The organism is Pseudomonas sp. LF-5 (assembly GCF_037626295.1).
Classification (GTDB): domain Bacteria; phylum Pseudomonadota; class Gammaproteobacteria; order Pseudomonadales; family Pseudomonadaceae; genus Aquipseudomonas; species Aquipseudomonas monsensis.
On record NZ_JARKMT010000001.1, the window covers coordinates 1,332,294 to 1,359,029 of the forward strand.

A 26,736-nucleotide genomic window follows, 5' to 3' on the forward strand; every position below is an offset into this window, starting at 1 on the left:
GTGGTATTTCTTTGAGTCCGACGATGACGGAACAAGGACAGCCAATGCTGCGAATACTCGGCAAAGCCTCATCAATCAACGTGCGCAAAGTGCTGTGGACCTGTGCTGAACTGCAATTGCCGTTCGATCGTGAAGACTGGGGTTCGGGATTCCAGGCGACCCACACACCTGAGTTTCTTGCGCTGAATCCATGCGCCATGGTACCGGTGATTCAGGACGGTGATTTCACGTTGTGGGAATCGAACACGATCATTCGTTATCTGGTGGCCAATTACCCCGACGCAGACCTCTACCCCACCGAGCCACGCGCCCGCGCGCGCGTCGATCAGTGGATCGACTGGCAGGCCTCGGAGCTGAACCGCTCATGGTCGCACGCCTTCACTTCCCTGGTGCGCCGCTCGCCGGATTATCAGGACAGCGCCGCATTGGCCCGCGGAATCGAACAGTGGTCGAAGAACATGGAGATCCTCAACCGGCAACTGGAGAAAACCGGCGCGTATGTCAGCGGCGAGCGTTTTTCGCTGGCGGATATTCCCATCGGGCTGTCGGTGAATCGCTGGTTTGAAACGCCACTCGGACACCCGGACTATCCTGCCGTCAGGACGTATTACGAACGTCTGAGCCAACGCGAAGGCTTCCGTCTCTACGGCAGAAACGGCACGCCGTGACACAAAGTGTCAATTACCCTTCTGCGCGCACCACCCCACGCTCTTCCAGCAAGCGCACAAACATGCTCAAGCTACGCGACACCGTGCCCCGGCGCCACACCAGCCACGTCGTCAGGTAACGAAAATCCGCCGCCAGCGGCCAGACACTGACCGTGGCGCTGCCGGGCATGCTCTGCAACATTTTGCGTGGCATCAGCGCCAGCCCGGCACCGGCGCTGACACAGGCGAGCATGCCGTGGTAGGACTCCATCTCGAAAATCTTGCCTGGCACGGCAGCGTCGGTGCTGAACCATTTTTCGAAGTGGTGCCGATAGGAGCAGTTGGAACGGAAGGCATAGATATTCTCGCCGTTCACATCTGCCGCACGCTGCACCGGTGCGTGATTGAGCGGTGCAATGACGACCATTTCTTCCTCGAACGCCGGCACGCCTTCCAGCGCCGGGTGCAGCACCGGGCCATCGACGAACGCGGCCGCCAGGCGCCCGGAGAGCACGCCGTCAATCATCGTCCCGGACGGACCGGTCGACAGGTCCAGATCAACCTTGGGATGCAACTGGTTGTACGCCGCCAGCAGCTGCGGGATGCGCACCGCCGCCGTACTTTCCAGCGACCCCAGCGGAAACGCGCCCTGCGGTTCTTCACCCGCAACGGTGGCCCGCGCTTCCTGCACCAGGTCGAGTATGCGCCGCGCGTACTCGAGAAAACTCCAGCCGGCCGGTGACAGGCGCAATCGGCTTTTCTCGCGAATAAACAGATCGACGCCCAGATCCTGCTCCAGCTGTTTGATTCGTGTGGTCAGGTTCGACGGCACGCGATGGATCTGCGCCGCGGCGGCGCTGATGCTGCCGTGCTCGGCAACGGCCTTGAAGATTTCCAGCTGCACCAGATCCACAGTCATTCTCCAATCGTGAAAGAAACGATCTTTATTATTCAGTTTCCAGAAAACAAACGCCAGCCTACTCTGGGCCCATCCACTGAACTCGCAGGAGCCAGCCATGAGCCAGATTTCCAGCCAGACCCACGCCATCTCGATCAACCCCGCCACCGGCGAGCAGATCGGTCACTACGCCTTTGAATCAGCCGAGGCCCTCGACGCTGCGCTGACCCGCGCCGCGTTCGGTTTCTCGAAGTGGAAACGCAAGCCGCTGCAAGACCGCTCCCGCGCCCTGAGCGCATTGGCCGGCGCCCTGCGTGACAGCGCCGAAGCCATGGCCACCATGATCACCCTGGAAATGGGCAAGCCCATTGCCCAGGCCCGTGGCGAAATCGAAAAATGCGCCAGGCTCTGCGAGTGGTACGCCGAACACGGCCCGGCCATGCTCGACGCCGAGCCGACCCAGGTGGAAGGCGGCAAAGCGCGAATCGAGTACCGCCCGCTCGGCCCGATTCTCGCCGTGATGCCGTGGAACTTCCCGATCTGGCAAGTGCTGCGCGGCGCAGTACCGGCGCTGATCGCCGGCAACACCTACGTGCTCAAGCATGCGCCGAACGTGATGGGCAGCGCTTACCTGCTGCGCGATGCTTTCAACAACGCCGGCTTCGCTGATGGCGTATTCGAAGTGCTCAACGTCACCCCGGAAGGCGTTTCGACCGCCATCGCCGACCCGCGCATCGCCGCCGTGACCCTGACCGGCAGCGTCCGTGCCGGCATGGCCATCGGTGCTCAGGCCGGTGCTGCGCTGAAAAAATGCGTGCTGGAGCTGGGCGGTTCCGACCCGTTCATCGTGCTCAATGACGCCGATCTCGACGAAGCCGTTCAAGCTGCCGTCATCGGTCGTTACCAGAACTCCGGTCAGGTGTGCGCTGCGGCCAAGCGCCTGATCATCGAAGAAGGTGTGGTCGAGGAATTCACCCGCAAATTCGTCGAAGCGACGCGCAAGCTGAAGGTCGGCGATCCGTTGTCCGCCGACACCTACATCGGCCCGATGGCACGTTTCGACCTGCGTGACGAACTCGATCAGCAAGTGCGCGACACCCTCGAAGAAGGCGCCACCCTCCTGCTCGGCGGCAGCAAGGCCGAAGGCCCGGGCAACTATTACGAGCCGACCGTGCTGGCCGATGTCACCGACCGCATGACCTCGTTCAAACAGGAACTGTTCGGCCCGGTGGCGTCGATCATCACCGCCCGCGATTGCGCGCATGCCGTGGCCCTGGCCAACGACAGCGAGTTCGGCCTGACCGCGACGATCTACACTGCTAACGTACAACTGGCCCAGCAACTGACCAGCGAGCTGGAGACCGGCGGCGTGTTCATCAACGGCTACTCCGCCAGCGACCCGCGCGTAACCTTCGGCGGTGTGAAAAAAAGCGGTTTCGGCCGCGAACTGTCGCACTTCGGCGTACGCGAATTCTGCAACGCGCAAACCGTGTGGCTGGATCGCAAATAACCGCTGATCCCAGGCGTTACCCATCCCCCTGCAGGCCTCCGCCTGCACGGGTTTTGCGGGAGCGACCGCAGCCAAAAGCGTTGGCTGTCATGTCGCGACCTGCTGCGCTTCCGTGACAGTCCGCCCCTTGCTCAACAACCCCAGCACCACCGCCGCCGAGACCAGAGTCATCAACGTGAGGATGTGCAACAGCATCCGGCCGGCTGATTGAAGTGCTGGCTGACTGGTGCCCCTATTACCCGGGGCTGCACCTGTATTACCCAAGCCGCCGGCACGTACCGGCGCCGCTCAAGGCCTTTATCGACTTCGTCCGCGACACCCCGCTCCTGCAGGGGCATGGGGCAAGCGTTCGATGACCGGGGGATCAGCGTCTATAGTCAACGGGTTCCTGCCCTGAAGGCCCGTTGTCCATGGTCAACACCGAACAGCTGATCATCTGCGAGCACTGCGACTGCGTGTACGAGAAAGTCGCCCTCGCCAAACACCAGAAAACCCTGTGCGTGCGCTGCGGTGGCGTGTTGCAGCGCTATAACGGTCTGACCGTCGAACAGCGTCTGGCGCTGTCGTTCACCGCGTCGATGCTGTGGCTATTCGCCAATTTCTATCCGGTGATGAGCATCAGCATGAAGGGCCTGAAAAACAGCGCAACGTTGTGGGACTCGGTCCTCGCGTTGAGTCAGGGGCCGATCACGTTCATGGCGATGGTGGCGGCGATTTCGATCATCATTGCCCCGGCGTTTCAACTGGTGCTGTTGATCTGGGTGTTGAGTTTCGCCCTGTCCTCCCGACGCGCGCCGGGGTTCAAGGTGTGCATGCGCTGGCTGGAAACGCTGCGCCCGTGGAGCATGCTTGAAGTGTGTCTGCTGGGGGCAATGGTCGCAGTATTCAAACTGGCCGGGCTACTCGATGTGCTGCCCGGCATCGGTCTGTTCGCGCTGGCCGTGCTGAGCCTGATGATGATCCGCATCGCCGGCCGCGACATTCGTGATCTATGGGACATCCTGTGAAGCGACCACCGACCGCCAGCGAACTCAACCTGTGTCTGTGCCACAGCTGCGGCCTGGCCTGCGACATGACCGACGAGCCGCACGAATGCCCGCGCTGCGAGGCCCCCCTGCATCGACGCAAGAGCAACTCGCTGAACCGCACCTGGGCGTACATGTTCGCCGCGCTGGCGTTTTACGTACCAGCCAACCTGCTGCCGGTGATGAACACGGTGATGCTCGGCAACGGCGCCGACAGCACGATCATGAGTGGCGTGCTGGAGTTCTGGGAAGGGGGCGCGTGGGACATCGCCCTGATCATCTTTATCGCCAGTATCGCAGTGCCGGGGATCAAGTTCGTCGCCCTGACGCTGCTGCTGATCACCGTGCAACGCGACAGTGGCTGGGCGCGCCGTGAGCGCTCGAAGCTGTTCCGTTTCGTCGAGCTGATCGGCTATTGGTCGATGCTCGACGTGCTGGTGGTCGCCCTGGTCGCGGCGCTGGTGAAGTTTCAGGCGCTGGGTGATATCGAGCCACGACCGGGCATCCTGTTTTTCGGCCTGGTCGTGGTGTTCACCATGCTCTCGGCAATGAGCTTCGATCCACGGCTGATCTGGGACAACACCCCGGACGACGAGCCGCTCAGCGACGCAGCACCTCCAGCAACACCTGCAACGGATGGCGCAGCGCCTGATCCGACTGGCGCTTGACCTGGCTGCGGCATGAGTAACCGGTGGCCAGCGCTTCGCCCTTTTGCGCCGGCTCAGCGATCTGCCGTGCCCACGACTGTTCATAAATCACTGCCGACGTTTGCCGGTTGCGCGCCTCATGTCCGTACGTCCCGGACATGCCGCAGCAACCGGTGGCCTGGGTCGCCAGGCTCAAACCCACGCGCTCGAAAACCTGCTCCCACTGCCGGGTCGCCGCCGGCGCATTGGTCTTTTCCGTGCAATGGGCCAGCAAACGGAAGGCACCGGTGTTGGCCTGAGGCGTTTGCTGCGGCATGACCTTGAGCAGCCACTCCTGCACCAGCGCCACTTCGGGACAGTGCTCCATGCCCGGCACCTTGAGGTATTCCTGGCGATAGACCAGGGTCATCGCCGGATCCAGGCCCAGCAGCGGCACACCGATATCCGCCAGTTCACGCAATTGACGAGCATTGCGCAGCGCGGCCCGATTGAACGCCGAGAGGAACCCCTGCACATGCAGCGGCTTGCCATTGGCGCTGAACGGCGCCAGGTAAACCTGATAGCCGAGGCGTGATATCAGCTCGACCAGATCCGCCAGCAACGGTGCCTCGAAGTAACGGGTGAAGGCATCCTGCACCAACACCACGCTGCGTTCGCGTTGTGCCGGCGTCAGCGCCGACAACGTCGCCGCCGTCGCCGGCTGCACCTGCCAGCGACGCATCGCCGCATGGAAATCGAAGCGGCTGAGCAACGGCACATCGACCATTCCCCCCAGGCGTTCCAGCAGACCGCGAACCAGCGCGGCGCCCATCACACCGTTGTACAGCGCCGGAATCCGCGCCATGTAAGGGATGCTGTATTCCAGCGAGGCGATCAGATAGTCCCGTACCGGGCGCAGATAACGGCTGTGGTACAGCTCCAGAAACCGCGAACGAAACTCCGGCACATTGACCTTCACCGGGCACTGGCCCGCGCAGGACTTGCACGCCAGGCAACCGGCCATGGCGTCGTACACCTCATGGGAAAAATCGGCATCCTGGCTGCGGCTGTTGCGCCAGCGTGTCCACAGGCTGCTGAAAAATGCCGGACGACGGATCGTATCGCAAAGCACATCCACTCCCGCCTCGCCCTGCAAACGCAGCCATTCGCGAATCAGCGATGCACGCCCCTTGGGCGACTGCGCACGTTCACGAGTGGCCTTCCACGACGGGCACATGGCATCGTCGGGGTCGAAGTTGTAGCAGGCGCCGTTGCCGTTGCAGTGCATCGCCGCACCGTAGTCCTGCCAGACTTTTTCGTCGATCTGCCGATCGAGCTCGCCACGCAACGTGACTTCATCGATTTTCAACAACGCCGCGTCGGTGTTGGCCGGGGTAGCGATCTTGCCCGGGTTGAACTGGTTGAACGGGTCGAATGCCGCCTTCAGCGCCTGCAGGGCCGGATACAGTTCACCGAAGAACGCCGGTGCGTACTCCGAACGCAGGCCCTTGCCGTGCTCGCCCCAGAGCAAGCCGCCATAACGCTGGGTCAGCGCGGCGACGCCATCGGACACCGGGCGCACCCGCGCCGCTTGCTGCGGATCCTTCATGTCGAGGATCGGCCGCACGTGCAGCACGCCGGCATCGACATGGCCGAACATGCCGTACTGCAAACCGTGACTGTCGAGCAGCTCGCGCAGCTCGGCGATGTACTCGGCCAGGTGCTGCGGCGGCACGGCGGTGTCTTCGACAAAGGGTTGCGGGCGTGCCTCACCGGCCACGTTGCCCAGCAGGCCTACCGCACGTTTGCGCATGCCGTAAACCTTGTTCACCGCGGCATGACCGACGGCCAGCGTGTGCCCCAGACGTTCGACGGTGCGGTCGCTGCCCAAGTGCGCGACAAACGCCTCGACTCGGCCCTGCAGCTCATCGGCATCATCGCCGCAAAACTCGACGAGGTTGATCCCCAGCGTCGGCCGCGCGGCGCTTTCCGGGAAGTATTCGGCGACGCCGTGCCAGACGATGTCCTGCATCGCCAGCAGCAACACTTTCGAGTCGACGGTTTCGATCGACAGCGGCTTGAGCGCCATCAGTGCCCGTGCATCGCGCAGGGCATCCATGAAACCGGCGTAGCGAATGTTCACCAGCATGGTGTGTTTGGGGATCGGCAACACATTGAGCCTGGCCTCGACCACAAACCCCAGCGAGCCTTCAGCGCCGCACAGCACACTGTTGAGGTTGAAGCGGTTGTCCGCCTCACGCAGGTGCGCCAGGTCGTAACCGGTGAGGCAGCGGTTGAGATCGGGGAAGCGTTCCTTGATCAGCGCGCCCTGTTCATCAATGATCTGCCGCGCGCAGCGATAGACTTCACCGACGCGATCTTCGCGGGCGCACTGGGCGAGCAACTCGCGCTCGTCAAGCGGCTGACCGTGTAAATGCTCGCCACCGCGCAGGATCATGTCGAGCTCAAGCACGTGGTCGCGGGTTTTGCCGTAAGTGCAACTGCCCTGGCCGCTGGCGTCGGTGTTAATCATGCCGCCGACGGTGGCGCGGTTGGAGGTCGACAGTTCCGGAGCGAAAAACAGTCCGGCGGACTTCAGCGCCGCGTTGAGCTGATCCTTGACCACCCCGGCCTGTACGCGCACCCAGCGCTCTTCAACGTTGATTTCCAGAATACGGTTCATATGCCGCGACAGGTCGACGACGATGCCGTCGGTCAGTGACTGACCGTTGGTGCCGGTGCCGCCGCCACGCGGGGTGATCACCACTTTCCGGTAAGCCGGTTCGGCGATCAGTCGCGCGACCCGCGCCACATCCTCGGCGTCCATCGGAAACACCGCCGCTTGCGGCAGGCGCTGATAGATCGAGTTATCAGTGGCGAGCACTACGCGACTGGCGTAATCGGCGCTGATTTCACCGCGAAAGCCGCTGGCTTTCAGGGCGTTGAGGAACTGCTGGTAATCGGCGGTCAATGCAGTGGCGGGCGACAGCTGGGCAATCATCGGTCAGGAATCTCGGTCAAAATCGGGCCGTGTGGCGGTGAACAGTTGTGCGCAATGAATGATTGCGTCACGCTCCCGCCATCTCATGGTGCTTATGTTCATTGCTTGGCGCCATCGGGACAAACGTAAAATCGACCCACAATCCATGACTAAAACGAATGAATCCGCGAACACTCACGCCTTCCATGTCGTTGTTGCTGGCCTTCGAGGCCGCCGCACGACATGAAAGCTACACCCGCGCCGCCCATGAACTGTCGCTGACGCAAAGCGCGGTCAGCCGTCAGGTGCAGATTCTCGAGAAGATGCTCGGCATGCGCCTGTTCAGCCGCGAAGGCCGGCAAGTGGTGCTGACCGATGTCGGCCGCATGTATCAGCGCGAGCTGGCCGAAGCGCTCGGGCAGATCCGCAGTGCGACGCTTCAAGCCATGGCGTTTGGTTCCGGCATTCACAGCCTGCGTCTGGCGACGCTGCCTACCTTCGGTTCGAAATGGCTGCTGCCACGGCTCAAGGACTTCTACACCGCACACCCCGGGATGACCGTGCACTTGCATTCGCGCATCGAAGCGATCGACTTCGACACCAGCGAGATCGACGCGGCGATCTGTGTCGGTGGCGGTGAATGGCCGGGGCTGAGCGCCCTGCCCCTGCACACCGAAGAACTGGTAGTGATCGCCAGCGCGCAATTAACGGCAGCCGAACGTCAGGACGCCGAACAACAGATTGCCGGACAACTGCTGCTCAACGTCAGCAGCAATGCCCAGGCCTGGGCGGAATGGTTCACTCATCACGGCTTGCCGCACCGCAGCATGCGTATCGGACCGAGCTTTGAAATGACCTCGCACCTGATTCAGGCCGTGCGAGCGAATATCGGCGTGGGGCTGGTGCCGCGGATTCTGGTTGACGATGAATTGCTTAACGGCGAGCTGCTGCAACTGGGGGAACCGATCACCAGTCGGCGCAGCTATTACCTGGTGTATCCGCCGCGTAACGAGGCGTTGCCGTCGTTGAAGGCGTTTCGGGACTGGCTGGTGCGATCGCTATGAATTATCGCCTCACCCGAGTGAGCAATCACCGTTTTGGCGGAGGCGGAGCACTAGGACCGCGAGCAGTTTGTGGCGAGTTTCTGTCGTTCGAACCAAGGTAGCGGGCCACTTCTGGCGGCATGGGTCTCGGTGCTTCGGCGGTCATGACTGGCCCTCTTTTATGGTGGTGAATTCAACCCACTGAACTTTCGACGAATCTATCACCAACAGATCTGCTTCAAAAGGCTGGGCAATGCCATCGTCGCCCAACCATTTCGGGCTCTGCATCACAAACTGTCCATTCGCAGGTTCGGAAGGCCATTCACAAGGCCAGCCGAACAGGCGCCGTTCGTCGTTCAAATGCAGCGTAATGAGCCGATCATGTCGCGCAAAGGTGCTGTACCACTGACTGGGATACGAGGTTTTTCTGGTTACATTTCGAAATCGTAACCAAACATGCAGCTTGTCATTTGACGCAAGATTGCAGGATAGAAACCCGAGCATCACTGAAACAACAAATGCCCAGATTGCCTGCGCTTTGCCATCCCATATTCCTACAGAAACCCCCTTCGTCCCCACCCATAAACAGATTGCCTCGCCCCCCAACACCAGCCCATGAATCACAAACGTAAAAATCAACGCCTGCACAATCTGCCCAAACGTGTCAGGTCGCTTGAATGCGGTGAGCGTGTAAAAAATCCAGGTCGAAACAAACCCGGGGATGAGGTACTGCAACAACGGAATAACTTCTTTGACCAGATCGTCCATGATCCGTGGCTCCTTGAAAGACTTGCCGGCCCGATAAGTGACCGGCAATCAAAGCCTAGTGCACGCTGAAAAAGTCCCTCGCCGCGATCTGTCACAGCGCATTACGCCAGCCGCTAAACCTGCGCATCCTGCAGAATCAGATCCGCGCCCTTCTCCGCGACCATCAGCACCGCCGCATGGGTATTGCCCGATGTCACATTCGGGAAAATCGACGCATCGACGACCCGCAACCCTGCGAAACCATGCACTTTCAGGCGCTTGTCGACCACCGACGTCTGCTCGTCCGTTCCCATCGCACAGGACCCGCACAGGTGATAGATCGAGCCACAGTTGTCGCGAAAGTACTGCAACATCTGCTCATCGGTTTCCACCGCTGGCCCCGGCAAGACTTCATCGACGGTGATGCTCCTGAGCGCCGGGGCGTTCATGATCTTGCGCATCAGGCGACTGCCCTGGATCACCTCATCAATGTCCTTTTGTGTGCTCAGGTAGTTCGGGTCGATCAACGCCGCATCCCGTGGATTTTTCGAGGCGATTTCGACGTGCCCGCGACTGGTAGGCCGGCACGGATTGAAGCACAGCAGGAAGCCTGAATACGGCTCCGGCTTGAGGCTGGCCTTGTTGTTTTTCGGGATCTGGTACGACAGCGGGTTGAAGTACAACTGCAGATTGGGATGCGCCTGCTGCTGGTCGCCACGGAAAAATCCGCCGGCCTGATTGACGCTCATCGCCAGCGCGCCCTTGCGGGTAAACAGGTATTTGAGGCCGAGCTTTAGCTGGCCGAACAGCGAACTCAGCTCATCGTTCAACGTCGGGATATTGGCCTTGTAGTAGTAGCTGACGCACAGGTGATCCTGCAGGTTGCGGCCCACCGCCGGCAGGTGTTTGACCAGCGGAATCTGGTGCCTGGCGAGCAGCTCGCGATCGGCCACGCCGGACAACTGCAGGATCTTCGGCGTATCGACCGCACCCGCACAGAGGATCACTTCCTTGCGCGCAGTAAACGTGCGCACCACCCCGTGCTGGGTAATCGAGATACCGCTGGCACGCTGCTGTGCTGCGTCAAACAGCACACGATCCACCAGTGCGTAATGCTCGACTGTCAGGTTCGGCCGGCTCAGTGCCGGATGCAGATGAGCGAAGCTGCTGGAACAGCGCTGGCCGTTTTTGGTGTTGACGTCGTAAAGACCTGCACCCTCGAATTTCGCCCCGTTGAAATCGTCGCTGCGCGGATAGCCGAGCTGCGAGCAGCCTTCAAGAAACACATCGCAGATCGGGTGGGTCTGGCCCTTCATCGGGGTGATGCTGATCGGACCGCTGCCGCCGTGGTATTCGCTATCGCCCAGCGGGTGATTTTCCAGTTTGCGGAAGTACGGCAGCACGTCCTTGAAGGCCCAGCCGTCGTTGCCGTTGGCCGCCCAATCGTCGAAATCGTGGGCCTGGCCACGCACGTAGATCATCGCGTTGATCGAGCCGGAACCACCCTGCACCTTGCCGCGCGGGGCGTAGATTTCGCGATTGCCCAGTTGCTTCTGCGGCTGGCTGTAGTACATCCAGTTGAAGGTCGGGTTGTAATACATTTTGGCGAAGCCGACCGGGATCCTGAACCACAGCGAGCTGTCTTTGCCGCCCGCTTCCAGCAGCAGCACCGTGTATTGCCCGGAGGCCGAGAGCCGATTGGCCAACACGCAGCCAGCGGCGCCTGCGCCAGCGATGATGTAGTCGTATGTCATGCACGGTTACCGCGTAAGTCGTTGTACAAAAATCGGAATAGACACTGCGATCGCCAGTAGGCGCGAGCCTGCTCGCGATGGCGTCGTATCAGTCACCACTTTCAGAGGATGACCCACCGCTATCGCGAGCAGGCCCACTCCTAAAGGGACGGTGTCAGCCACGCGCAGGCGATGTGTCTTTCACGTCAACTGGCACAGGTGCCATTTGCAGGTGCAGGCGCTCGCCGGTGTACGGCGAGTGCTTGCGCACCACCTCCATGTTCAGCTCGACGCCCAGGCCCGGCTCGGTGGACGGAATGATGTAGCCGTCCTCCCACTGCAACGGTTTGGTCAGTACCTCGGCGTGGAAGCCGCCCCAGGTCTCGATGCTTTCCTGAATCAGGAAGTTCGGGGTGCAGGTCGCCAGCTGGAAACTCGCCGCTGCGCCAATCGGCCCGTTGTACAAATGCGGGGCGATCTGCGCGTAGTAGGCCTCGGCCATGCTGGCGATTTTCTTGGCTTCGAGCAGACCACCGCAGCGCGCCACGTTCATCTGCAGAATCGACGCACCGCCGGCCTGCAACAGCTTGAAGAATTCGTACTTGGTGGTCAGGCGCTCACCGGTCGCAATCGGGATGCTGGTCTTCACCGCGACTTGCGCCATGGCTTCTTCCTGGCCTGGCGGCACTGGTTCTTCGAACCACAGCGGGTCGTACTTCTCCAGGCGCTTGGCCAGACGAATCGCCGACGACGGCACCATCTGCCCGTGAGTCCCGAACAGCAGGTCGCACTTATTGCCCACTGCTTCGCGGATCTTGCGGCAGAAGATTTCGCAGCGCTCCAGCACTTCCAGCGAAATCTGATGCCCGGAGTACGCGGTGTACGGGCCGGCCGGATCGAACTTCAGCGCGGTGAAGCCTTTGTTCATGTTTTCGACGGCGCACTCGGCCGCCAGGTCCGGGTCGTCGTAGTCGTATTCGCCACGGCTGTTGACCGGGTACAGGTAGGTGTAGGAGCGCAGACGCTCGTTGACCTTGCCGCCGAGCAACTCGTAAACCGGCTTGTTCGCCGCTTTGCCGATGATGTCCCAGCAGGCCATTTCCAGACCACTGACCACCCCCATCATGGTCAAGTCGGGACGCTGGGTGAAACCGCTGGAATAGGCCTGACGGAAGAAGCGTTCGATATGGTGCGGATCCTGGTTGAGCAGATAGCGTTCGAACACGTCTTCGATGATCGGCAGCATGGCTTTCGGGCCGAAGGTTGCGGCGTAGATCTCGCCCACGCCTTCGATGCCGCAGTCGGTCTTGAGCTTGACGAACAGCCAGTACATGCCACCAACGTGCGGTGGCGGTACGGCGACGATATGGGTTTCAAGGGCGATGATTTTCATGTCAGGCACCTGCTTTATTTGAAGTTTTGCGATTGATTCGGGCGCGCAGGGCCACGGCAGCCAGGGTGCCGATCAGACCGATGGCGGCGATGTAGCCGAAGTACAGCTGGTAGCCGAGGGCGCCGGGGAAGTGCTCGGTGAGGTAGCCGTTGATCAACGGAATGAAGGCATCCGGCATGTAGCCGACCACCGAGACAATGCCGATGGCCAGGCCGGTGATGCGCAGCGGAATGTTGCAGCTGTCGAGGATCGCCCAGTACAGACCGCGAATCGCGTAGGTCATCAGGCCGATGAAAATCACCGTGGCGATCAGCAGCCCCATGCTGTTGAGTGCTGGAAAAACGATCAGGCCGACGATCGCCAGACTCGCCAGCAACAGCGCGACGATCAGCACCGAGATGTTCGAGAACTTGTCCCCCAGCCAGCCGCCACCGATGCCGCCGATGGGCCGCATCCACAGCTTGATGGTGGTGATGGTGCCCGCCATGACGGCGGTCAGGCCGCTGCCTTGCAGGTAGTCCGAGAAACTGTAGGTGGCCCAGAAGATGTGATAGCCGCAGAACACAATTGCAGTGACCAGCCACAGCTCGGGAATCTTCACCAGCGTCGCCAGATCCGTGAGCAGATTGAACTTGCCCTTCTCCACCGGCGGCGTGTCCGCCATCGACTTCGGATCCTTGATCAGCACCAGCACACAACCGATGGCGATACAGGTGAAGGCGTAGAGATAGACCACGTGCCTGAAGCCTTCGGCAGTCGACTCACCGCGGGTTTCGGTGGCGAAGGCGAACAGCGCCAGCGCAACCGTCGCCAGCAGCGCCTCGACCAGACCGCGACCACCATCAAGGATGCCGAAGAAGCGCCCTTGCTCGGTATGGTGCGCAATCATCTTCACCCGCTTGAGCACCGAGGCCCAGAAGGTCAAACCGGTGGTCAGGCCCCAGCAACCGAAGATGATCATCAGCCCGGTCAGCGAAGGCGCCGTCGAGTACCACAGGCCCAGTGCCCCGGTCGCCACCAGCGAGAAGAAAATCAGAAAGCGCGGTGCAATGCGATCCGCCAGCCAGCCGCTGGGCAAATAACTGAGGAGAAAAATCGTGCCGAGCATCGAGTACAGATAGCCCAGTTCACTGTGGCTGATCTGGAACACTTCGAGCATCGTGGTCTGGTAGACCTGACGCAGGTACAGAATCGGGTAGATCGCGCCGGCGGCCAGCACCAGCAACATCAATTGGAAATAGCGACTTCCCTTGTCGCTCTGGCTTTTCACAGCCGAGTTGGAACCCTGAACAGCGGCAGCAGAGGATGCATGCTTGGACATTGAAGTGACCTCGGGCAACCCGTGCTCCGGGCGCCCCTGATAATTGTTTTTATTAGATAAAATCAGCTGCGAGTTTCAAGCTACAAGCGGCAAGCCAAAGCCCGTCACCGTTTGCCCTTACTGGCAGCTTGAAGCTCGCAGCTAGCAGCTGCTTTTCTAGTACTTCATGACCACGAGTCGGGTCTGGGTGAATTCGAGCATCCCGTGCTTGCCGTCATCGCCGCCCAGGCCCGAGCGTTTCCAGCCGGCGTGATAGCCCTGATACGGGTCAGCCGGGGTGCGATTGACGTACAACTCGCCCGCCTCGATGGCGTTGGCGACTTTCTGCGCGGTGCGGTAGTTCTCGGTGTAGAGCACCGACGCCAGGCCGAACTGGTGATCGTTGGCCAGGGCCAGCGCTTCGTCGATGTCGCGGTATTTGAGCACCGGCAGCACTGGGCCAAAGATTTCTTCCTGAACGATTTCCATGTCTTGGCGGCACCCGCTGAGCAGGGTCGGCGGATAGAAATGTCCGGGGCCTTGCGGCAGCACGCCGCCGCTTTCGAGCACGGCGCCGGCGGTGATGGCGCGCTCAACCATGGCGTGGATGTTCTGCTGCGAACTGGCGTTGACCAGCGGTCCCATCAGGCTGGCATCCGTGGCGCGATCACCGAACTTGACCTCGGCGATTTTGGCCTTGAGCAGCGCGAGGAATCGGTCGTGGACACTTTCCTGCACGTAGACCCGCTCCACCGCCGTGCATAACTGCCCACAGTGGGTGGTCTTGGAGGCGATGATCGCGCTGGCGGCGGCTTCGAGGTCAGCATCGGCTTCGATGATGGCCGGGGTCTTTCCGCCCAATTCCAGCGACGGCTTGGCGATGTTGGCCTTGCAGTAGTCGAGGACAATGCGCCCGGCGTTGACGCTGCCGGTCAAGGTGATCAGGCCAACAGCTTTATGCGTGCACACCGTGGCAGCGGTGGCGTGATCCATGGTCAGGATATTGATCACACCGGCCGGCATGCCCGACTGCTGCACGGCTCGGGCGATTTCGAATGCCGAGGTCGGGGTGTTGTTGCTCGGGCGCACGACCACCGTGTTGCCGGCAATCAGCGCCGGGGCAATCTTGCGCAGCAAGGTGTAGACCGGGTAGTTGAACGGAATCAGGCACGCGACGACGCCGATCGGCTCGCGGTGCAGAAACAGGTTTTCGTCGGGGCTGTCACTGGGAATGATCTCGCCTTCGATGCGCCGGGCCCACTCGGCGTGGTAACGGGTGATTTGCGCGGCATAGCGCGCTTCGTTGCTCGCGTCGCTGAGACTTTTACCGGATTCAGCGGCCAGGGCGGCGCCGATGGATTCGGCACGCTCCTCAAGCGCGGCGGCGAAGGCGCGCAAGTGTTCGGCGCGCTCGATACTGGTCAGTTTGCCCCAGACTTTTTGTGCGCTAGCCGCAGCATCGACGGCTGCGGTGGCTTCTTCGGTGGTTGCCGCCGACACATGGCCGAGCAACGCTTCGGTGGCCGGGTTGTAGACCGCGATCAACGCCGCGCTGGCAGGCTCGACAAACTGGCCGTTAACAAAATTTCGCTCGATTCGCATGTGCATCGCCCATCGTTTGTTTTTATCAGTGCCACCAGTCTTGTCATCGGTGGCGGGTTGAACAAACGATTTAAAGGGCGGGCAAACATTCGAAAAATGCAGGTTACCCTCGCATCAGCACAAATCCCCTGCAGGCTCACGCCTACAAAAGGCCTGTGGTGTGTCAGGAAGCCGCGGTCGACGGCTCTAATTGGCGCTGCGCCAGCCAGATTTCCGCTTGCAGCCATTGCGCAAACACCTGCAACTGAGGCATCTCGGTCTGCTCCGGCCGGGTCACCAACCAGTAAGACTGATGCCCTTCCACGTGCACATTCAGCACCTGGGTCAACTGCCCGCTGGCCAGTTCCGCCGCGACCATGTGCCAGTCGGCAATGGTGATGCCCAGCCCGTCGGTGGCAGCCTGAATCGCCAGGTCCAGCAGGTCGAACTCGTAGCCGCCCTGGGTATCGACGCCACTGATGCGCGCCGCGTCCAGCCAATGCTTCCAGGTCAGGTAACGCTGATCTTCCTTGGCCAGCACATGCAGCAGCGTCAGGCGATTGAGGTCGATGCCCTGCTCGCCGCCCTCGCGGGCATACAGCGACGGTGCGCACACCGCGATGTGCCGCTCCTGAATCAGCAGCGAACTGTCGAGGCCGTCCCACTCACCGTCGCCAAAACGGATCGCGCAATCGAGGGTGCTGGTTTCCGCCAGGCTGTCCTGCAAACGCGTGGTGATGCTCAGTTCCAGCTCCGGGTGCTGCTCGCGCAAGCGCCCCAGACGCGGCATCAGCCAGCGACTGGTGAAGGTCGGAGGTGCGTTGATGTGCAGCCGGTTGGAATGGGTTTTCTGCTGAATGCTGCGCACCGTCAGTTCGATCTTGTCGAACGACTGGTGCAACGCCCGCAGCAGGACCTTGCCGGCGGCTGTCAGCTCCAGATGATGGTGGCGGCGTTCCAGCAGGCTTTCGCCGAGCTGTTCCTCCAGCTGCCGCACCTGACGGCTGACCGCACTCTGGGTGACGTTAAGCAACTCGGCGGCGCGGGTGAAGCTGCCGGTGCTGCCGGCCACTTCGAACGCCTTTAGCGCGTTCAGACCGGGCATTTTGCGTTTCATATCAAGGCACTCGAAAACCACTGACAAGGCGCAAAGCATCCCACGACTGTGCCGGACTGTCCTACAGGATTTTCTGAGTAACATGCATTCGATGCAGGTTTGCGCATCGTTTTTATCGTTTGTTCAACCTCCGGCGGAGGGCAAAACTGCGCGACATCTCTAATAAAAACAATCGAGAGCCGCTCCATGCCCTTCCCTGTCTCTTTGCGCCTGCGCACCACCTCCATCGTTCTGTTCTGCAGCGTTGCCGCTCCGGCGATGGCGGTACAAGTCACCGACAACCTTGATCTTGGCGGCGCCGTTCGCGCGCGCTGGGACGTGGACCCGGATCGCGACATTCAGAAGTTCGGCCTAGACACCGTATTCCTCAGCGCCAAATACAATTCCGACAGCTGGATCGGTGAGGCGCAGTACCGCTTCTACGGTCGCTCCTACCCTTACCAGTACACGAAAAACTACGGTGATATTCAGTTCGCCAAGTTCGCCTGGGCTGGCTACAAGTTCAACCCGGACCAACAAGTGCAGGTCGGCCTGAACACCGTGCCGTTCGGCTTGCAGCCGTACTTCGGCAGCACCTTCTACGAAACCCTGGGCAACGTCATCGGCCTGGAAGACGTGCAACAGATCGGCGCCAAATACATCCAGCAAAGCGGTGACTGGAACATCCAGGGCGGTTACTACCTGCGCCCGGCGTGGCAAGGCAAAGGCACCAGCAAGGGCGTCACCTATTCCAGCGTGGTGTCCGGGGCCGACAGCTACGTCGCCGACGGCAGCGACAACCAGGAACGCAACACGGTGGTGCTGCGCGTGGCAAAAGCACTGGATCTGGGCCCATGGAAATCAGAAGTGGGGATTTCCGGCCTGACCTCGACCCTGGAAAACAAGGACACCGACAACGATGGCCGGCGCAACGCCGTGGCCATTCACTATCTGGGCAAGAACGGCCCGTGGGGCGTGCAGTTGCAGGCGGCGCGCCAGCAGATGTCGCCGCGCAATCCCGGCAGCGATGAAGTGGTGACCCTCGGCGGCTACGACGGCACCTACAACGTCGCCAGTCGCGGCAATCTGTACGTCGCCGATCTGAGCTATGACGTGGGTGGTAAATACCTGTTCGATCAGGTCAGCGGGATCAAGCTCTACGCCAACTACAGCGCCTTCGACAAATCTGCCAGCGGCTTCAAGACCTCTGAGCGGATGATCCTCGGCAGCTCGTTTTCAGTGAGCAAATTGTGGGTGGCGACCGAGTGGTTGTTCGGCCGAAACGATCCGTACATCGGTGGCAGCAGTTACACCCAAAGCCTGGGCGCGGGGGGTCTGGATCAGTGGGAAAACCAGTTGTATGTGAACGTCGGTTACTACTTCTGATCCTGATGCGTTGGTGTTCATGACATAGCTGTCGCGAGCAGGCTCACGCCTACAGTGGTCCGTGCACGGATCCAGATGCAGGCGTGAGCTTGCTCGCGATGGCGTCCGTGTAAACAATACTTGCATCCGCCCTCCACCAATAGTCAGATACGCCCAAAGGAAGAACCTGCAAAACAACAATAAACCGGGCCACCGGATCGGAGTTCCACCTCCATGCGTCAACTGCCCTCGCTCAACACCCTGCGCGTGTTCGAAGAAGTCGCGCGGCATCGCAGTTTCAGTCAGGCCGCGCTGAGCCTGAACGTCACCCAAGGCGCCGTCAGCCGCCAAATCAAACAGCTTGAAGACTATCTCGGCGTCGCGCTGTTCGTGCGCACCCCGCAAGGGCTGTCGCTGACCGAAGCTGGCAGCAATCTCTCCCCGCATCTGGCCGAAGCCTTCGACCACATCGAACGTTCTCTGCAAGCGGTGCGCGTGCCGAATCTGCGCCAACGTTTGAAAGTGCTCGCGCCGCCGACCTGGGCCACCCGCTGGCTGTCGCCGCACCTGCGCGCGTTCTGTCAGCGCTACCCGGACATCAACCTCAGCGTGACCAACCAGATCGGCCACGACAGCCTCACGGAAGTCGATTGCCACATCCGCTTCGGCCTCGCGGCAGCGCCTCACTGCGTCAGTCAGTTGCTGGTGATGGAACGGCACATCGCAGTGGCGAGCCCGGAGCTGTTCAACGGCGATCAGCCGCCGGATCTGCGGGAATATCCATTGCTGCACATCCTCCACGACGGCAAACGCTTGAAGGTCTGGGAAAACTGGCTGGCAGCCATGGGCCGCGATGACATTGATGCCGCACAGGGACTGGAATTCAGCACTCTGGACCAAGTGATTCACACCGCGCTGGCCGGCGGTGGACTGGCGGTGATCGACCGCCAGATGATCGAAAAGGAACTGGCCAACGGCAGCCTGTTGCCGATCACCCCGATTGAGGTGGTCGGCCCTTATGGTTATTGGCTGGATGTGGCGAATGACAAGCAAGGCTTGTCGAAAGTGAAGCTGTTTACCGAGTGGCTGAGCCTGGTCAGTAATCCTTGAAACATCAACCACTGAACCACGAAATTCCTAGGCTGCTGGCCTTACTTATCGTCAGGTAGTTCGAGTTGAAGGTATTCCAACCTCAATTGAAAATCTTCATTCAGTCGCTGCAGAAATTTTTCAGTGACCACGTCAAGCACAGGCTCAGCCACTATGACTAGTTTTTCTGGTTCAAACCCACCAGAACGAAAAGCGTATTCGAGTAGTTGTCCCATCGCGTCTCGGACAGCACCGGCAGCAGTCACCGCGACTTTGATTTCGTAAAGAATGCAGCGACTGTCACTCAGTCTGACCAAAGCATCTGCATATCCTCCCGATCCCGTTGGCTGCTCCGTTTTAACGAATTCGCTTCCAAATTGCGCAGACAACAAACCGTACAAATGTGTCTGGAGTCGATTGTGGCGCAACATTACCTGGCGGGAAGTTGCAGGTAGATCAACTATTGTCGATTCAGGACGCTTTCGATGCCCCGGGGTGAATGGGACTCGCTGATTCGCATCACGCAGTTGCTCATGGACAAACCACGGAAACATGCTGCGAAAAACGTTTTCGCCGTCAAATGCATCGATCAGGTTCATATGGGACATCAATCCCTGCGCTTTTGACGCCCAGTTACCATTCGGAATGGAGAATCCGGTATGAACACTGAACCATCCAAGCACCTTCTCCAACTTTTCCTCGACAACCAAAGTGGGATAACGCTTCGGGTGAATGGCAGCAAATGCCCGAGCAATCAGCAACATCGGCAACTTGGGAATCAATTTTTCATCACGCCACTCCTCCATTTTCGACACTACCCTGCTGTAACTCTCGGGACTGCCATCCCGGGCAATGTCATGAGTCAGTGTTTCAAATTGCGCTCGCAATGCCTGAATCACTGGCAACCCAAGAACACCCTGCGCCGCGTTGCTAACACCGTTGTCGCACTCAGCCCAGATCAGATCGACAACGTCTGCAACTTGATCTTTCAACAGCGCCTTCTCAATCGTAGTAATCGTCTCTGCGTAATGCGGTCGCCAAACACTCTGGAATCTGTTTGCGGGGTCTCTGAACCCCTCAATCAGCAAGAACGCTTCGGCATCGGGAGCGGGAGCGGGAGTAATAACATTATTACCGATCGTCTTTCCCTTCGAACTGCGCCGATTAAGAATGACGCCGGCAAGCCGATCTCTTGCCGCCATAACAGCTTGATCAGAGAACTCTTCTGGATATCGATCAATAATCGCCTCGAAACTGTGATCAGCGAGCCCCGCCTCCTCAAGTACGATATATCCGATAGAAGGGTTCGGAGCGACTACCATACGCTCGGCAGCTCGCAGCGCTCCGTGATCGCGCATCATCTTCCGCGTCCGGCTCGCCCGAAATACTTTTCTGCTCGCCTTCCCTTGCTGATCTTCATAAGCGTAAAGGGCTCGGGCAATGGCAATTTCCGCCGGAGTAGAAAACCCCTCCTCTCGCGCCTGCAGCTCCAACGCTCTGTCGAGTGCTTTGGCTTCAGAAACGAGATCGCCGAGACGCTTGGCATTTGCGGCAAAGACTCTTGCATCCCTTGATGTATTGATTCGAGCGATGGTTCCGTCCAAAACATGACTCCAGTGAATGGCGAGGCGTTGAGATATGACGATGCCAACGTTACGCTTTTCTCGGCAGCCAATGCAGTTGAATTTCGTATAAAACTACTCACCGAGTGGCTGAGCCTGGCCAGTAACCCCTGCCCCACCAAAGATCCAATGTGGGAGCGGGCCTGCTCGCGAAGGCAGTGGGTCAGCCGACATTGCGTTCGACTGACCTGACGCTTTCGCGAGCAAGCCCGCTCCCACAGCTTTTTGTGGCAGACCGTCAGATCGGGGTGGCCACTTTGGCCACTGCGATGGCACTCCCCTCCACCGGACTCTGCGCCTTGCACGCCTGACTCAGCGTCAGCGACTTGGTCTCCGGTGCCCACGCCCATGACAGCCACGCGCCAAGCGCCAGGATCGCCGCAAGAATACCCATGGTCGGGCTCAGGCCGATCCCCGCCACGCTCACCGGTAGCAGAAAGGTGCTGACCGCCGAGCCCAGGCGACTGACCGCCGTCGCCAGGCCAATGCCACTGGCGCGTACTTCGGTCGGGAAGCTTTCTGCCGGGAACACCCCGACCAGATTACTCACCGCCGACAGCACCAGGGTGAACACGCCGAACACCAGCACCATCAGCCATGCCGCACTGCCCGGCAGCACCGCCAGCAGAAACAGCGCCACCGCGAGGATGATGAACGAATTGATCAGGAAGCCGCGCCGGCTGAATTTGATCGTGCACCAGATGCCGATCAGCGCGCCGAGGATCAGCAGCATGTTCAACATCAGCTCAGTACCGAAGCCTTCGGCCAGGCCCATCTTCTGCAGGATCGAAGGCAGAAAGGTGTAGATCGCGAAGTACGGCATCACGATGCAGACGAAGAACAGGCAGTTGAACGCCGTGCGTTTGCGGTACTCACGGCTGAACAGCACCGCGTAGCCGGAACGGGTTTGCGTGGTGCGCGTTTCGTCCAGTTCGACATTGTCGCCCAGATGCTTTTTGACAATCGCCCGCGCCTCGGCAATGCGCCCCTGATTGACCAGCCAGCGCGGCGATTCCGGCGTGCCGATGCGCGCAATCAAAATCAGTGCCGCCGGGATCGCTGACGACGCGAGCATCCAGCGCCAGGCGTCATCGCCAAGGCTGAGCATCGCCGTGCCAACGAACGTGGCGGCGACATAACCGAAGGTCCAGATCACACTGAACGAGCCAAGCAACACACCGCGATGTTTCTTCGGCGAGAACTCGGCGAGCATGGCGTGGCCGACGCTGAAATCACCGCCCAGACCAATGCCGATCAACACCCGACAAAGGAACAAACTCATGGCGGATTCGACGTAGAACTGCATCACCGAAGCGATGGTAATGAGCACGAAGCTGACGAGAAAAATCTTCTGCCGGCCGACCTTGTCCGAAATCCAGCCGAAAAACAGACTGCCGAGAAACAGCCCGATCAACGCCGACGCGCCGATCAGGCCCTGCCAGAACGCATCCAGCTGCATCTGCGGGCTGAGCAAGGTGAACGCGATGCCGATCAGGCCAAGGATGTAGCCGTCGGTGAAGTGCGCGCCGAAGGTCAGCCCGGCGATCTTGATATGAAACCGGCCGATGGGCAGGTCGTCGATTTTTACCGATTGAGCGGACATGTTCGTCTCCAATTGTTGTTATTGACGGAGAAACGGATTGCGCTTGCTTTATCTGTAGGAGTGAGCCTGCTCGCGATGTTGGCTCACTGACCCACCGCTATCGTCGGAACAGGCTCACTCCTACAGAGGTTTTGCGTTGGGGTCAGAGGCCACCCATCAACAGGTATTTGATCTCCAGATAGTCATCCAGACCGTACTTCGAACCCTCGCGTCCAAGGCCCGATTCCTTGATGCCGCCGAATGGCGCGACTTCCGTGGAAATGATCCCTTCGTTGATCCCGACCATCCCGGCTTCCAGGCCTTCGGCCATGCGCCAGACCCGGCCGATATCGCGGCTGTAGAAGTACGCCGACAAACCGAATGGCGTGTCGTTGGCCCGCGCCAGCACCTCGGCCTCATCCTTGAAGCGGAAGCACGCAGCCACCGGGCCGAAGGTTTCGTCCTGGGCGATAAGCATGTCGCCGCTGACCTCAGTGAGGATGGTCGGCTCATAGAAGGTGCCGCCGAGTGCATGACGACGACCGCCGCACAGCAGTGTGGCGCCCTTCTCCAGCGCATCGCTGACATGGCTTTCGACCTTGGCCAGCGCGGCGGTGTTGATCAGCGGGCCTTGCTCGGTTTCACCATCCAGCGCACTGCCGACGCGCATCGCCGCAACCGCTTCGGCAAGCTTGCCGGTGAAGGCTTCGTAGACGCTGTCCTGAATGAAGAAGCGATTCACGCACACACAAGTCTGCCCGGTGTTGCGGAATTTCGAGGCCATCGCGCCTTTGACCGCGGCGTCCAGATCGGCATCGTCGAAGACAATGAACGGCGCGTTGCCACCCAGCTCCAGCGAGACTTTTTTCAGGGTGTCGGCAGCCTGACGCATCAGCAGTTTGCCGGTGCGTGTCGAGCCAGTGAACGACAGTTTGCGCACGATGCTCGAGGCTTGCAGCGCACCGCCAATCGCCACCGCATCGCCGGACACGATGTTGAACACGCCCGCCGGAATCCCCGCCTGTTCGGCCAGCACCGCGAGGGCAAACGCCGACAGCGGCGTCTCTTCCGACGGTTTGAGAATCATCGTGCAACCCGCCGCCAACGCCGGGCCGACCTTGCGGGTGACCATCGCCAGGGGGAAATTCCACGGGGTGATCGCGGCGACCACACCGATGGCTTCCTTGACCACGATGATCCGCGCATCCGCCTTGTGGCTCGGGATCACGTCGCCGTAGGCACGCTTGGCTTCCTCGCCGAACCACTCGAGAAAACTCGCCGCGTAGACCACTTCGCCCATCGCCTCGGCCAGCGGCTTGCCTTGTTCGCGACTGAGCAGCGTGGCCAGGTCCTTCTGGTGGGCGAGCATCAGATCGCTCCAGCGTTTGAGCCGTTGACTGCGTTCCTTGGCAGTGAGTCCGCGCCACATCGGCAATGCACGGTTGGCGGCTTCGATGGCCAGATCGGTCTCCTCGGCGCCAGCTTTCTGCACATCGGCAATCAGCTCGCCGTTGGCCGGGTTGCGCACCGCATAGGTCTCCCCGCCCTGCCCCCACTGGCCAGCGATAAAGTTGCCGTGACGAATCAACGCGCTCATGCCACCGCCCCCTGCAAAGTGAAACGCTCAAGGCCCGGACGCGCCGTGCGCAGGATGCGTTTACCGGCGGTGTAATCGTTGATCACGTCGCACGGGGTGTAATTGCGCTCCAGTTCGTGCAGCTCATCGGCATCCAGTCTGGTCTCCAACGCAGCCAAAGCACTGTCGAATTGCGCCGTGGTGTCGGCACCGACCAGCATGCAATCGACCCCCGGATGACTGGCCACCCATGCCTGGGCAATCTGCGCATTCGACACGCCACGGGCGCGTGCCACGCGCTGTACCGAATGGGCGATTTCAAACGAGGCTTCGTCGCTGTACATCTGCTGAGTGAAGAAGTCGGTCTGGTTACGGGTCGATTGCACGTCGCCGGTCAGCAGGCCACGTGCCAACGGGCTGAACACCGAGACGCCGATGCCCTGGTCGCGACAGAACGGAATCATCTCGCGCTCTTCTTCGCGGTAGGCGCAGTTCAGCTGCAACTGCATGTTGATCGGCTTGACCCAGCCGTTGCGTTCGCAGGCCATGAGGATCTTCGCCAGTTGCCCGGTGAGCATGGTCGACACGCCGATGTAACGCGCCTTGCCGGAACGCACGATGTCGTTCAGTGCGCCCATGGTCTCTTCGACCGGGGTGTTGACATCGAAATAATGCAGCATGAACACGTCAACGTAATCCATGTCCAGACGCTTCAGCGAGGCGTCGATGCTGTCCATGATGTGTTTGCGCGAATGGCCGCTGGCGTTGATCCCGCTGCGGGTGCCGTAGCCGACCTTGGTGGTGATTACCAGGTCCTCGCGGCGGGCCAGGCGCTTGACGATGCGCCCGACCACTTCTTCGCCGACCCCGGCGGAATAGAAATCTGCCAGGTCGATGAAGTTGACGCCGTTGTCCAGCGCATGGGCAACGATCGGTTCGCTCTGTTTTTCATTGAAGATCCATGGCTTCCAGTCCGGCGTGCCCATGTTCATGGTGCCCAGGCACAGACGGGAAACTTGCAGGCCGGAGTTGCCCAAACGAATGTATTGCATGGCGCGGACCTCAGGCTTTTGGCGTGTAGAAAGGATTGCTGATGTGGTTGACCACATCGGCCAGTTGCGCAGTTTCCGGCTTGCCGGTCAGGGCGGCGCGGATCGCGGTGCGGCAGGCGTTGTAGTTGTTCAAATAGACCGCATCGAGGTCGTCGCAGGCCGGATTGACCCAGTTGGCGGTAACGATCGCCCACTCGTCTTCGGCTTCCGGCGGCAAGGTGCCGTCGAGCAGCGCTTCGAGCACGGCTTTGGCAATCCCGGCCTGCGACGCGCCCCAGGTGGCGTTGCCGTGCAAGTCGCTGCTGATTGCAGCCTTGTTCACATACAGAGTCATCGGCTTGACCGGGATGTTCGGCTGGGCGATCACCATGAACGGGCAATGGCCCTGGCTCGGCGACGCGAGGCTGTTGGTAAACGCCTGCCCGGCCGGGCCATTGCGCGGGCCGATCAGGATATTGATGTGCGCGGCGTTCACGCCCGGGCCTTCGAAACCTTCACCGATGTACAGGTCGAGTTCTTTCATCAGTCATTACTCTTTTGCGCTACGAGGGATGGTCGATCGCTCACACGGGCCGAATGGCCGGTGCGCTCAATAACAGGCGTGGGGAGGTGCGGCGGGAGAAAAGGGGCATGGCTGCAAACGCTCTCTGGTTGTTATTGATGAGCTGTGTTTGCGATTTTTTAACACCGGGGCTGGCGGTGCCTGTAACCATTAAAAATCATGGGGCCATGAGTTTTGGTCATAGCCTTGGATACGCATTCCGACAGGCGAAAAAAAAAGCAGAAACCGTTGATACGGTTTCTGCTTTTTTTGCACCCGACATGCCCTTAAAGGCAATCGCGCACCGATTTGCGCAACGATCCGGACTTGGCCCACGGCGGCCCCTGATACAACGAAACCCGGCTGCCGTCCTTGTACTTGACGATATCGAGAATCTCGTCGGCCGTGATCACGCTGGGCGCGGTGATGCGATAACCATTGGATATCGAAGTCTGCGCGGTCTTGGCAACATCCTGTTGCCACAACGGTAATACGCACGCGGCATAGTCCTTGGGGGTCTTGGCACTGGTCTTGCTGATATTCGGCTCTCCCGGCACCAGCGATGCCGGCAACGAACAACCCGCCAACATGGCCAACGCCAACCCCCCGATCCATATCCGCATGGTGTATCCCTGTTCTGAAAAAAGTGAATGTAACGTGTAACCGGGTACACATCCATCGTGGCACTGCGCCCGCGATGGCGTTTGGACAATTTTTTACATCCATCAGTCCAATGGCAGACGGGCCTTGCCCCACAGACAAGAAATGCGACTACTCTATTTTACCGAGAATGTTCTGGAGGTGATCATGCGGCTCAATGAATACGAACACGAACTTCAGCGCGACCTGCAAAGCGTTGCATCGGATCTGCGCTGGTCGGCAGTTGACCTCAAGCGCATCGCTGAACTGTTGCGCAAATCCGGCAACGAGGCGGACGCGCAAACGGTACTGAGATCCTGCGAGGTCCTGCAAAGCGATGAGGAGCGGTTGCAACTGTATGCCAAGGAAGTGAAGGCCCGCGCCATCAGCCGAACCAAAGTGCACTGACACCGCTCGTCTGCCCCCGCAAACAAAAGCCCCGGCAAACCGGGGCTCTTTCATTACACAGGCTTCAACTGCCCGTGTGACTCTGCACACGCATCGCGCGTTTTTTGTAGCCGGGCAGTGCAGCGGCATACGCCAGCGCTTCCTCTTTGCTGCCAAATGACGCCAGCCGATCGCCTTGCGTGCACACCCGCCACGGACCGTTGTTCACGCTGAGCACGTCGTAACCGTTCATGTGCATCCTGTTCAACATTGGAGTGCTCATGGGGTACCTCCCTTTTCGCTA

The 26,736-nt window shown here is 60.2% G+C and carries 23 protein-coding genes; 8 read left to right on the forward strand and 15 right to left on the reverse strand.

Translation table 11 applies throughout. The annotated features are described in order from the left end of the window. The first annotated feature begins 44 nt into the window (after positions 1 to 44). Positions 45 to 668: a glutathione S-transferase family protein gene (locus PseuLF5_RS05905; protein ID WP_340133160.1), complete on the forward strand. Its 624-nt coding sequence runs from the start codon at positions 45 to 47 to the stop codon at positions 666 to 668. A 13-nt stretch (positions 669 to 681) separates the two neighbouring features. Here PseuLF5_RS05905 and ptrR read toward each other — a convergent pair whose 3' ends face one another. Further along, positions 682 to 1,560, reverse strand: coding sequence for a putrescine utilization regulator PtrR (ptrR, locus tag PseuLF5_RS05910; protein WP_128614320.1), 879 nt, complete (start codon positions 1,558 to 1,560; stop codon positions 682 to 684). Positions 1,561 to 1,663: 103 nt separating this feature from the next. Here ptrR and PseuLF5_RS05915 point away from each other — a divergent pair, with 103 nt between their 5' ends. From PseuLF5_RS05915 to PseuLF5_RS05925, 3 genes are all read left to right on the forward strand, one after another. Further along, positions 1,664 to 3,055, forward strand: a complete 1,392-nt coding sequence (locus tag PseuLF5_RS05915) for an aldehyde dehydrogenase family protein (RefSeq protein ID WP_340133161.1) — start codon at positions 1,664 to 1,666, stop codon at positions 3,053 to 3,055. Positions 3,056 to 3,465: 410 nt separating this feature from the next. After that, positions 3,466 to 4,062, forward strand: a complete 597-nt coding sequence (locus PseuLF5_RS05920; RefSeq protein WP_123467881.1) for a paraquat-inducible protein A — start codon at positions 3,466 to 3,468, stop codon at positions 4,060 to 4,062. Next, positions 4,059 to 4,748, forward strand: a complete 690-nt coding sequence (locus tag PseuLF5_RS05925; protein ID WP_123467879.1) for a paraquat-inducible protein A — start codon at positions 4,059 to 4,061, stop codon at positions 4,746 to 4,748. Before PseuLF5_RS05920 ends, PseuLF5_RS05925 begins: the two co-directional genes overlap by 4 nt. Here PseuLF5_RS05925 and ydiJ read toward each other — a convergent pair. Beyond that, positions 4,681 to 7,707: a D-2-hydroxyglutarate dehydrogenase YdiJ gene (gene ydiJ / locus PseuLF5_RS05930; RefSeq protein WP_340133162.1), complete on the reverse strand. Its 3,027-nt coding sequence runs from the start codon at positions 7,705 to 7,707 to the stop codon at positions 4,681 to 4,683. The genes PseuLF5_RS05925 and ydiJ overlap by 68 nt on opposite strands. Positions 7,708 to 7,865: 158 nt before the next feature. Between ydiJ and PseuLF5_RS05935 the strand changes: the two genes are divergently transcribed. Continuing rightward, positions 7,866 to 8,750 (forward strand): LysR substrate-binding domain-containing protein, encoded by an 885-nt coding sequence (locus tag PseuLF5_RS05935; RefSeq protein ID WP_123467875.1) that lies wholly within the window; start codon positions 7,866 to 7,868, stop codon positions 8,748 to 8,750. A gap of 141 nt (positions 8,751 to 8,891) precedes the next feature. On the opposite strand, the gene PseuLF5_RS05940 is transcribed toward PseuLF5_RS05935, so the two are convergent. The 6 genes from PseuLF5_RS05940 to PseuLF5_RS05965 all read right to left on the reverse strand — a co-directional run bounded on the left by PseuLF5_RS05940 (position 8,892) and on the right by PseuLF5_RS05965 (position 16,600). Continuing rightward, positions 8,892 to 9,497, reverse strand: coding sequence for a DUF6338 family protein (locus PseuLF5_RS05940; RefSeq protein ID WP_336348071.1), 606 nt, complete (start codon positions 9,495 to 9,497; stop codon positions 8,892 to 8,894). A 113-nt stretch (positions 9,498 to 9,610) separates the two neighbouring features. Beyond that, positions 9,611 to 11,230, reverse strand: a complete 1,620-nt coding sequence (locus tag PseuLF5_RS05945; protein WP_340133163.1) for a GMC family oxidoreductase — start codon at positions 11,228 to 11,230, stop codon at positions 9,611 to 9,613. A 154-nt stretch (positions 11,231 to 11,384) separates the two neighbouring features. Beyond that, entirely contained in the window at positions 11,385 to 12,602 is a 1,218-nt protein-coding gene (locus PseuLF5_RS05950) for a mandelate racemase/muconate lactonizing enzyme family protein (RefSeq protein ID WP_340133164.1), read from the reverse strand. A 1-nt stretch (position 12,603) separates the two neighbouring features. Further along, positions 12,604 to 13,923, reverse strand: coding sequence for an MFS transporter (locus PseuLF5_RS05955; protein ID WP_267795327.1), 1,320 nt, complete (start codon positions 13,921 to 13,923; stop codon positions 12,604 to 12,606). Between the two features lie 156 nt (positions 13,924 to 14,079). Further along, a complete protein-coding gene (gene aldA / locus PseuLF5_RS05960; protein WP_340133281.1) occupies positions 14,080 to 15,504 on the reverse strand; it encodes an aldehyde dehydrogenase in 1,425 nt (474 codons plus the stop codon). Between the two features lie 163 nt (positions 15,505 to 15,667). Beyond that, positions 15,668 to 16,600 (reverse strand): LysR substrate-binding domain-containing protein, encoded by a 933-nt coding sequence (locus tag PseuLF5_RS05965; protein ID WP_123467863.1) that lies wholly within the window; start codon positions 16,598 to 16,600, stop codon positions 15,668 to 15,670. 186 nt (positions 16,601 to 16,786) lie between these two features. Here PseuLF5_RS05965 and PseuLF5_RS05970 point away from each other — a divergent pair, with 186 nt between their 5' ends. Both PseuLF5_RS05970 and PseuLF5_RS05975 read left to right on the forward strand, forming a co-directional pair. Then, positions 16,787 to 17,965, forward strand: coding sequence for a hypothetical protein (locus PseuLF5_RS05970; protein WP_186747209.1), 1,179 nt, complete (start codon positions 16,787 to 16,789; stop codon positions 17,963 to 17,965). Between the two features lie 213 nt (positions 17,966 to 18,178). After that, complete coding sequence (locus PseuLF5_RS05975) at positions 18,179 to 19,054, forward strand: LysR substrate-binding domain-containing protein (RefSeq protein ID WP_340133165.1); 876 nt, start codon at positions 18,179 to 18,181, stop codon at positions 19,052 to 19,054. Positions 19,055 to 19,095: 41 nt separating this feature from the next. On the opposite strand, the gene PseuLF5_RS05980 is transcribed toward PseuLF5_RS05975, so the two are convergent. From PseuLF5_RS05980 to PseuLF5_RS06005, 6 genes are all read right to left on the reverse strand, one after another. Continuing rightward, a complete protein-coding gene (locus PseuLF5_RS05980) occupies positions 19,096 to 20,637 on the reverse strand; it encodes a hypothetical protein (protein ID WP_340133166.1) in 1,542 nt (513 codons plus the stop codon). A 256-nt stretch (positions 20,638 to 20,893) separates the two neighbouring features. Next, entirely contained in the window at positions 20,894 to 22,258 is a 1,365-nt protein-coding gene (locus PseuLF5_RS05985; protein WP_322374337.1) for an MFS transporter, read from the reverse strand. 142 nt (positions 22,259 to 22,400) lie between these two features. Next, positions 22,401 to 23,834 carry an NAD-dependent succinate-semialdehyde dehydrogenase gene (locus PseuLF5_RS05990; RefSeq protein ID WP_340133167.1) on the reverse strand — a complete coding sequence of 478 codons (1,434 nt, stop codon included), beginning with the start codon at positions 23,832 to 23,834 and terminating at the stop codon, positions 22,401 to 22,403. After that, a complete protein-coding gene (locus PseuLF5_RS05995; protein WP_128615807.1) occupies positions 23,831 to 24,865 on the reverse strand; it encodes an aldo/keto reductase in 1,035 nt (344 codons plus the stop codon). Before PseuLF5_RS05995 ends, PseuLF5_RS05990 begins: the two co-directional genes overlap by 4 nt. A 10-nt stretch (positions 24,866 to 24,875) precedes the next feature. Further along, a complete protein-coding gene (gene fae, locus PseuLF5_RS06000) occupies positions 24,876 to 25,388 on the reverse strand; it encodes a formaldehyde-activating enzyme (protein ID WP_340133168.1) in 513 nt (170 codons plus the stop codon). A 305-nt stretch (positions 25,389 to 25,693) separates the two neighbouring features. After that, on the reverse strand, positions 25,694 to 26,029 hold the full coding sequence (locus tag PseuLF5_RS06005; RefSeq protein ID WP_336348072.1) for a hypothetical protein: 336 nt from the start codon (positions 26,027 to 26,029) through the stop codon (positions 25,694 to 25,696). Between the two features lie 184 nt (positions 26,030 to 26,213). Here PseuLF5_RS06005 and PseuLF5_RS06010 point away from each other — a divergent pair, with 184 nt between their 5' ends. Then, on the forward strand, positions 26,214 to 26,453 hold the full coding sequence (locus PseuLF5_RS06010) for a hypothetical protein (protein ID WP_123467847.1): 240 nt from the start codon (positions 26,214 to 26,216) through the stop codon (positions 26,451 to 26,453). 64 nt (positions 26,454 to 26,517) lie between these two features. On the opposite strand, the gene PseuLF5_RS06015 is transcribed toward PseuLF5_RS06010, so the two are convergent. Beyond that, positions 26,518 to 26,715 (reverse strand): DUF2188 domain-containing protein, encoded by a 198-nt coding sequence (locus PseuLF5_RS06015; protein WP_186747220.1) that lies wholly within the window; start codon positions 26,713 to 26,715, stop codon positions 26,518 to 26,520. Between the last annotated feature and the right edge of the window lie 21 nt (positions 26,716 to 26,736).